The 6,133-nt window shown below is 65.1% G+C and carries 6 protein-coding genes; 1 reads left to right on the top strand and 5 read right to left on the bottom strand.

From position 1 onward, the window contains the following. Positions 1-393 precede the first annotated feature (393 nt). Both A7D27_RS16920 and A7D27_RS16915 read right to left on the bottom strand, forming a co-directional pair. Positions 394-1,284 carry an SDR family oxidoreductase gene (locus tag A7D27_RS16920; RefSeq protein WP_069565509.1) on the bottom strand — a complete coding sequence of 297 codons (891 nt, stop codon included), beginning with the start codon at positions 1,282-1,284 and terminating at the stop codon, positions 394-396. Next, positions 1,281-2,840 (bottom strand): NAD(P)/FAD-dependent oxidoreductase, encoded by a 1,560-nt coding sequence (locus A7D27_RS16915; RefSeq protein ID WP_069560294.1) that lies wholly within the window; start codon positions 2,838-2,840, stop codon positions 1,281-1,283. Before A7D27_RS16915 ends, A7D27_RS16920 begins: the two co-directional genes overlap by 4 nt. A gap of 139 nt (positions 2,841-2,979) precedes the next feature. Between A7D27_RS16915 and A7D27_RS16910 the strand changes: the two genes are divergently transcribed. After that, on the top strand, positions 2,980-3,666 hold the full coding sequence (locus tag A7D27_RS16910) for a TetR family transcriptional regulator (RefSeq protein WP_139134116.1): 687 nt from the start codon (positions 2,980-2,982) through the stop codon (positions 3,664-3,666). Between the two features lie 62 nt (positions 3,667-3,728). Here the strand turns inward: A7D27_RS16910 and A7D27_RS16905 are convergent, their stop codons facing one another. The 3 genes from A7D27_RS16905 to fnr all read right to left on the bottom strand — a co-directional run bounded on the left by A7D27_RS16905 (position 3,729) and on the right by fnr (position 6,115). After that, positions 3,729-4,562 (bottom strand): metal-dependent hydrolase, encoded by an 834-nt coding sequence (locus A7D27_RS16905; RefSeq protein ID WP_069565508.1) that lies wholly within the window; start codon positions 4,560-4,562, stop codon positions 3,729-3,731. Between the two features lie 212 nt (positions 4,563-4,774). Next, positions 4,775-5,323 carry an adenine phosphoribosyltransferase gene (locus A7D27_RS16900; RefSeq protein ID WP_069560292.1) on the bottom strand — a complete coding sequence of 183 codons (549 nt, stop codon included), beginning with the start codon at positions 5,321-5,323 and terminating at the stop codon, positions 4,775-4,777. A 57-nt stretch (positions 5,324-5,380) separates the two neighbouring features. After that, positions 5,381-6,115, bottom strand: coding sequence for a fumarate/nitrate reduction transcriptional regulator Fnr (gene fnr, locus A7D27_RS16895; RefSeq protein WP_044400414.1), 735 nt, complete (start codon positions 6,113-6,115; stop codon positions 5,381-5,383). Positions 6,116-6,133 lie beyond the last annotated feature (18 nt).

Here is a 6,133-nt window from a genome sequence, read left to right as displayed (position 1 = left end):
ACTGCGCGATGCGGCCTGGAGGCCGGTGGCGGCGAGGGTGCCGACCAGGGCGAGCGCGAGGATGCTCAGGCGGTGCAGGGGGGGCATGGGCAAGTCCTTTTGATGACTGGACAGGGCGTCCAGCCCCGAAGGTGACCAGTCAAACAGCATCCTCGCGCTGTTGCCAGTCTGTGGCTCCATTCCGTGAACGGCTTCCGCTGCTGAGGAATTGGCTTCGCAGGCATCAGGCACGGCCTGACAGATTGCCTTTTGTTATCGCTGATGCGCCTGTAGGGCCATTCACTATGGGTAGCGGGTGCGGGCTATCCGCATCTCTTCTTGCGGCAGTCCAGAGGGGGCCCCTGGGGTATGAACCGGCCTTCCCGTTTCGAGGAGGGCCGGCTTGTTGTGGCATCAGTCAGCCAGGTTCTGCGCCTCCCTTTCGCGGTTGCGGGGCTTGGGGGCGAAGCGGGCGGCCAGGCGCATGGAGGTGGTGACCAGGCGCTGGTAGAGGGTCGGCAGCAGGCGCTGCATGCCGTCCAGGGCCCAGGCGTCGGCGCCGATGAGGATGCGTCGGCTGTCGCGCAGCACGCCGCGCAGGATCACCAAGGCGGCCTTGTCGGGGGTGGTGCGCAGCAGTTGGTCGTTGAACTGCTTGCGGGCCTGGTCGGCCTCCTGGCCGGTGACCCGGGCGAGGCTGGCATTCATGCGTGCGGTCTTGGCGATGTTGGTCTTGATGCCGCCGGGGTGCACGCAGCTGGCGGAGACGCCACAGCCTTCCATGTCCAGCTCCTGGCGCAGGGCTTCGGTGAAGCCGCGCACGGCGAATTTGGTGGCGTTATAGGCGCTCATGCCCGGCTGGGCGAACAGGCCGAACACGCTGGAGACGTTGACCACGTGGCCTTCGCCGGTGGCCTTGATGTGCGGCAGGAAGGCCTTGGTGCCGTGCATCACGCCCCAGAAGTTGATGTTCATGATCCATTCGTACTCGGCGTAGTCGCTGCCTTCGACGGTGCCGGCGTGGGCGACGCCGGCGTTGTTGAAGATGAGGTTGACGCGGCCGTGGTCGAGCACCACCTGGTCGGCCCAGGCATGCATGGCTTCGCGGTCAGCGACGTTGACCGGGGTGTGGGTGACCGTGACGCCGAGCTTGCGGGCCTGCTCGGCGGTTTCCGCCAGGCCTTCGACATTCACGTCAGACAGGGCCAGGTGGCAGCCCTGGCGGGCGAGGGCGTAGGCCAGGGCGCGGCCGATGCCGGAGCCGGCGCCGGTGATGGCGGCCACTTTGTTCTCGAAGGACTTCATGCGGTCACCTCCTGCGGGGCGGCGTTCTGGAAGGCCAGGGGCCCCTGGCCGGCGTGGACCGGCTGCTGCCGGCTGAAGTGGTAGGCGGCGGGGTCGAAGTTGCGGGTCAGCAGGCGGAAGCGCCAGGTGAAGCCGGGCCAGACGGTGCAGTTGCGGCCGCTGACCGGGTGGATGTACCAGCTCATGCAGCCGCCGGCGTTCCACACGGTGTTGCCGAGGCTGCCCTGGAGCTTGCCGTTGAAGCGGTCCTGGACGTCACGCTTGACCTCCAGGCTCTGCAGGTGGCGGGTCTTGAGCAGGTCGAGGGCGCCGAGCACGTAGTGAATCTGCGATTCGATCATGTAGACCATGGAGTTGTGGCCGAGGCCGGTGTTGGGACCCATGAGGAAGAACAGGTTGGGGAAGCCGGCGGTGAGGGTGCCCTTGTAGGCCTCCGGACCTTGCGGCCAGGTGTCGAGCAGGTCGACGCCGCCCCGGCCGAACACCACGCCGCGTGGCAGCGGATCGCTGGGGGTGAAGCCGGTGCCGTAGATGATGGCGTCCACGGTGCGTTCCTGGCCGTCACGGGTGACGATGCTGTTGGCGCGGATCTCCTGGATGCCGTCGGTAATGACGTCGACGTTCGGCTGGTTGAGGGCCGGGTAGTAGTCATTGGAGATGAGCACGCGCTTGCAGCCCATGGTGTAGTCGGGCGTGACTTTGGCGCGCAGGGCGGGGTCGTTGATCTTGCGCTTGATGTAGTGCTTGGCATACAGCTCGGCGAGCTTCATCACCTTGGGGGTCATGGCGAAGCCGACCACGCGGCTTTCCAGCACGGTGTAGATGAGGCCGCGCCAGAGCTTCTGCGCAAGCGGGAAGCTGCGGAAGCGGTTGCGCTCGCGTTCGCTGATGGCGCGGTCCGGCTTGGGCATTACCCAGGGGGCGGTGCGCTGGTAGAGGTCGAGGTGGGCGACCTGCTTCTGGATCTGCGGGACGAACTGGATAGCGGAGGCGCCGGTACCGATCACGGCGACGCGCTTGCCGGTGAGGTCGTAGTCGTGGTCCCACTGCTGGGAGTGGAAGCTCTTGCCGGTGAAGTTCTCCATGCCCGGCAGGTGGGGGATGGAGGGGGTGGACAGGGCGCCCATGCCGGACACCACGAATTGGGCGGTGTAGTGGTTGCCGGCGGCGTCTTCGATCTGCCAGATCTCCTGCTCGTCACTCCAGGCCAGGCGCTTGATCTCGGTTTCCAGCAGGGTCTTGTCCTGCAGGCGGTACTTCTCCCAGCAGCGTTCCAGGTAGGCCTTGATCTCGCCCTGCTTGGCGAACATGCGCGTCCATTCCGGGTTCGGCTCGAAGGAGAAGGAATAGAGGTGGGATTGCACGTCGCAACCGCAGCCCGGGTAGTTGTTGACCCGCCAGGTGCCGCCGACGCCGGCCTCTTTCTCGAACACGAGGAAGTCGTTTTCGCCGGTCTGCTTGAGGCGGATGGCCATGCCGAGGCCGGAGAAGCCGGAGCCGATGATGGCGATCTTGCAGTGGCGGGCAGGGGGTGTGGGCGTGGCGGGCGCGTTCATGGAGAGGCTCCTGTTATGATTGTTTTCGCGTATACATCTGTATACCAATGTAGACATCTGTATACTCGCCAGCAAGCCATTCCCGGACAACCAACCTAAGGTAGGGCCAGACATGGATTCAGTGGTCGATGAGGAGCAGATGGCTCCGGATCGCACCCCTCCCGCCCCCGGCAAGCGCCTGCTGATGGAGGCGGCGCTGCGGCTGTCGTCCCAGAGCCGCAGCTTGAGCAGCCTGGGTCTGCGCGAATTGGCGCGCGAGGCGGGGCTCAACCCTAACACCTTCTATCGCCACTTCAGGGACGTGGATGACCTGGGGTTGGCGATCATCCGCAGCATTTCCAGCGAGCTGCGCCAACCCCTGCGCGACCTGCGCCGTGAGGCGGCGGAGCGGGCGGTGCAGGCGAGCGGGTCGGCGTCGCCACAGGTGCTGGGCATCGACCTGGGGCGCGGACGGCGGGTCTGCCATGAGACGGTGGATCTGTTCTTCGACTTCGTGGCGGGGCATGCTGAGGCCTTCATCATCGGTGTGCGTGAACTGCACGGTGCTTCACCGGTGATGCGCGAGGCGCTGCGACAGGTGATGGACGAGTTCGCCGAGGACATGGCCGAGGACATCATCGAGTTCCGCCTGCTGCCAGCCCAGGTGAGTGAGGCGGTGGTGCGGCGGGTGTCCAGCCTGATCAGCCGCAACCTGTTCCAGATGTCCCTGGACTTCATCGGCGAGCCCGAGCGCCAGACTGAGATCCGCCAGGAGGCGGAGGAGCAGGTCCTCTACCTGTTCACCGGTGCGGCGGTGCTGCAGAGCCTGGAGGCGATGGGGCTCTGAGTCGCTCGCGCTGAAACGGAAAAGCCCGGCGATATGCCGGGCTTTCTCATGGAGGCGGTGGCTCAGCCGGTGAAGCCGAGGCGTTCCTTCCAGCGGCGTTCCAGGGCCTTGGTTTCGTGGTCGAAGGGGTGGAAGCCGGGGCGGTAGTAGTCCAGGTACGGCTTGATCATGCGCGGGAAGTAGCCGGTACGCGGGCCGAACAGGGTCTTCAGGCCAAGGGCCCAGCTGCGCAGGTTGAACAGTTGGCCGTCCTTGCGCAGCAGGTGCAGTTGGAAGGCGCCGATCACGCCGATGAACATCACGCTGGTGAGTACCATGGTGATGACGCGTTCGAAATAGCCTCCCCCGACGGCCATGTAGGCGTCGTAGCAAACGGCTTTGTGCTCGTTCTCCTCGACGGCGTGCCACATCCACAGTTGGTACATCTTCGGGTCGTCCATCTGGGTGCTGAGGTCTTCGCGGCGTAGCAGTTGCTCGGCCATGGTGGCGGTGAAGTGTTCCAGGGCGCAGGTCGCTGCCAGGCGCTGGCGCTTGGTGGTGAAGCGGGTGACCCACTCGAGCAGCACCTTGATGCGCAGCTCCAGACGTTCCAGGTCGATGCCGTGCTCGGCGGCGGAGTCGTTGTAGGTGGCATGTTCCTTGGAGTGCATGGCCTCCTGGCCGATGAAGGCGCTGATGTCCTTCTGCAGTTGCGGGTCGCTGATCTGGTCACGGACGGCGCGCACGCTGTCGACGAAGAACTTCTCACCATAGGGGAACAGCGAGGACAGGTTGTTCATGAAGTGGCTCATGAAGGGGTCACCGCTCCACCAGTACTTCTGGGTCCTGGCGAAGCTGAAGTCCATGCGGCGGACGGGGAAGTTGGCCTTGGGCAGGTTGGCGGTTGTGGTGGTCATGCGTGGGTCCTCTCGATTGGGAGCCGTCCCATGTTGTTGTCTGGCTTTGGATGACACGTTCAACTGTGTCATTGATCGATGTAACTGTTGAGGATTAACGCAGGTTTGCCCGCTGGCGCGGACCAACTTTCGGCGGGTCGTGATGGGAAGGGTGCGGGGAGGAGGTGCGGAGATAAGGAAGACGGGCCGCGAGTGCGGCCCGGGGGGAACGATTACTTCTCGTCGAGGCGGAACGCCGTGAGAGCGAAGGTGGGGATGCCGGCGTCCTGCAGGCGCTCGGAGCCGCCGAGCTCCGGCAGGTCGATGATGGCGGCGGCTTCGACCACCCGGGCGCCCATACGGCGTACCAGGCTGGCGGCGGCGAGCAGGGTGCCGCCGGTGGCGATCAGGTCATCGAAGATCAGGACCTTGTCGCCGTCGCACAGGCTGTCGGCGTGCACTTCGAGGAAGGCTTCGCCGTACTCGGTCTGGTAGCCCTCGGCAAGCACGTCAGCCGGCAGCTTGCCCTGCTTGCGGAACAGCACCAGGGGTTTGTTCAGGGCGTAGGCGACGATCGAGCCGATCAGGAAGCCCCGGGCATCCATGGCGCCGATGTGGCTGAAGTCCGCTTCCACGTAGCGCTGGACGAAGCTGTCCACTACCAGGCGCAGTCCCCGTGGGGACTGGAAGAGCGGGGTGATGTCGCGGAACACCACACCGGCCTTGGGGAAATCCACCACGGGACGGATCAGGGTCTTGATATCGAGGGCGTCGAAGTTCATCGCAACAGCCTGCTGGGAGAGGGGAGAAAACGTGCCGGCGGAAGCCGGCACGGTGGATCAGCCTTCGATGCTGCCGCCAGCGAGGGCGCAGAGTTCGATGGGGTCGAGGATGTGGACTTCCTTGCCTTCGGCGGCTATCAGGTTGCCCTGCTGGAAGCGGGTGAACACGCGGGAGACGGTCTCAACCGCCAGGCCGAGGTAGTTGCCGATCTCATTGCGCGACATGGCCAGGCGGAACTGGTTGGCCGAGAAGCCACGGGCGCGGAAGCGGGCGGACAGGTTGACCAGGAAGGTGGCGATGCGCTCGTCGGCGGTCTTCTTGGAGAGCAGCAGCATCATCTGCTGGTCGTCACGGATCTCGCGGCTCATCACACGCATCAGCTGGCGGCGCAGCTGCGGCAACTGGACGGACAGCTCGTCCAGGCGCTCGAAGGGGATTTCGCAGACCGAGGTGGTTTCCAGCGCTTGGGCGGAAACCGGGTACAGCTCGGTGTCCATGCCGGACAGGCCGACCAGTTCGCTGGGCAGGTGGAAGCCGGTGATCTGCTCCTCGCCCGAGTCGGTCAGGCCGAAGGTCTTCAGGGCGCCGGAGCGCACGGCAAATACCGATTCGAAGGTGTCGCCCTGGCGGAACAGGAAGTCGCCTTTCTTCAGGGGGCGGCCACGCTTGACGATCTCGTCGAGCGAATCCATGTCCTCCATGTTCAGCGAAAGGGGCAGGCACAGGGCGGCTAGGCTGCAGTCCTTGCAGTGGGCCTGGGGCAGGTTGCGCGCCTTGATGATCTCGGACATCCAGGTTTCCTTCATGGC

It is taken from the genome of Pseudomonas sp. 1D4 (assembly GCF_001728925.1).
GTDB lineage: Bacteria > Pseudomonadota > Gammaproteobacteria > Pseudomonadales > Pseudomonadaceae > Metapseudomonas > Metapseudomonas otitidis.
The sequence above is the reverse complement of the archived record's forward strand: the minus strand, read 5'-3'. Positions and strand labels throughout refer to the sequence as shown.

Coding starts and splice junctions, on each gene's coding strand:
- A7D27_RS16905 (WP_069565508.1), bottom strand. CDS start 4,562: ATGACCACCACAACCGCCAACCTGCCCAAGGCCAACTTCCCCGTCCGC.
- A7D27_RS16910 (WP_139134116.1), top strand. CDS start 2,980: ATGGCTCCGGATCGCACCCCTCCCGCCCCCGGCAAGCGCCTGCTGATG.
- fnr (WP_044400414.1), bottom strand. CDS start 6,115: ATGTCCGAGATCATCAAGGCGCGCAACCTGCCCCAGGCCCACTGCAAG.
- A7D27_RS16920 (WP_069565509.1), bottom strand. CDS start 1,284: ATGAAGTCCTTCGAGAACAAAGTGGCCGCCATCACCGGCGCCGGCTCC.
- A7D27_RS16900 (WP_069560292.1), bottom strand. CDS start 5,323: ATGAACTTCGACGCCCTCGATATCAAGACCCTGATCCGTCCCGTGGTG.
- A7D27_RS16915 (WP_069560294.1), bottom strand. CDS start 2,840: ATGAACGCGCCCGCCACGCCCACACCCCCTGCCCGCCACTGCAAGATC.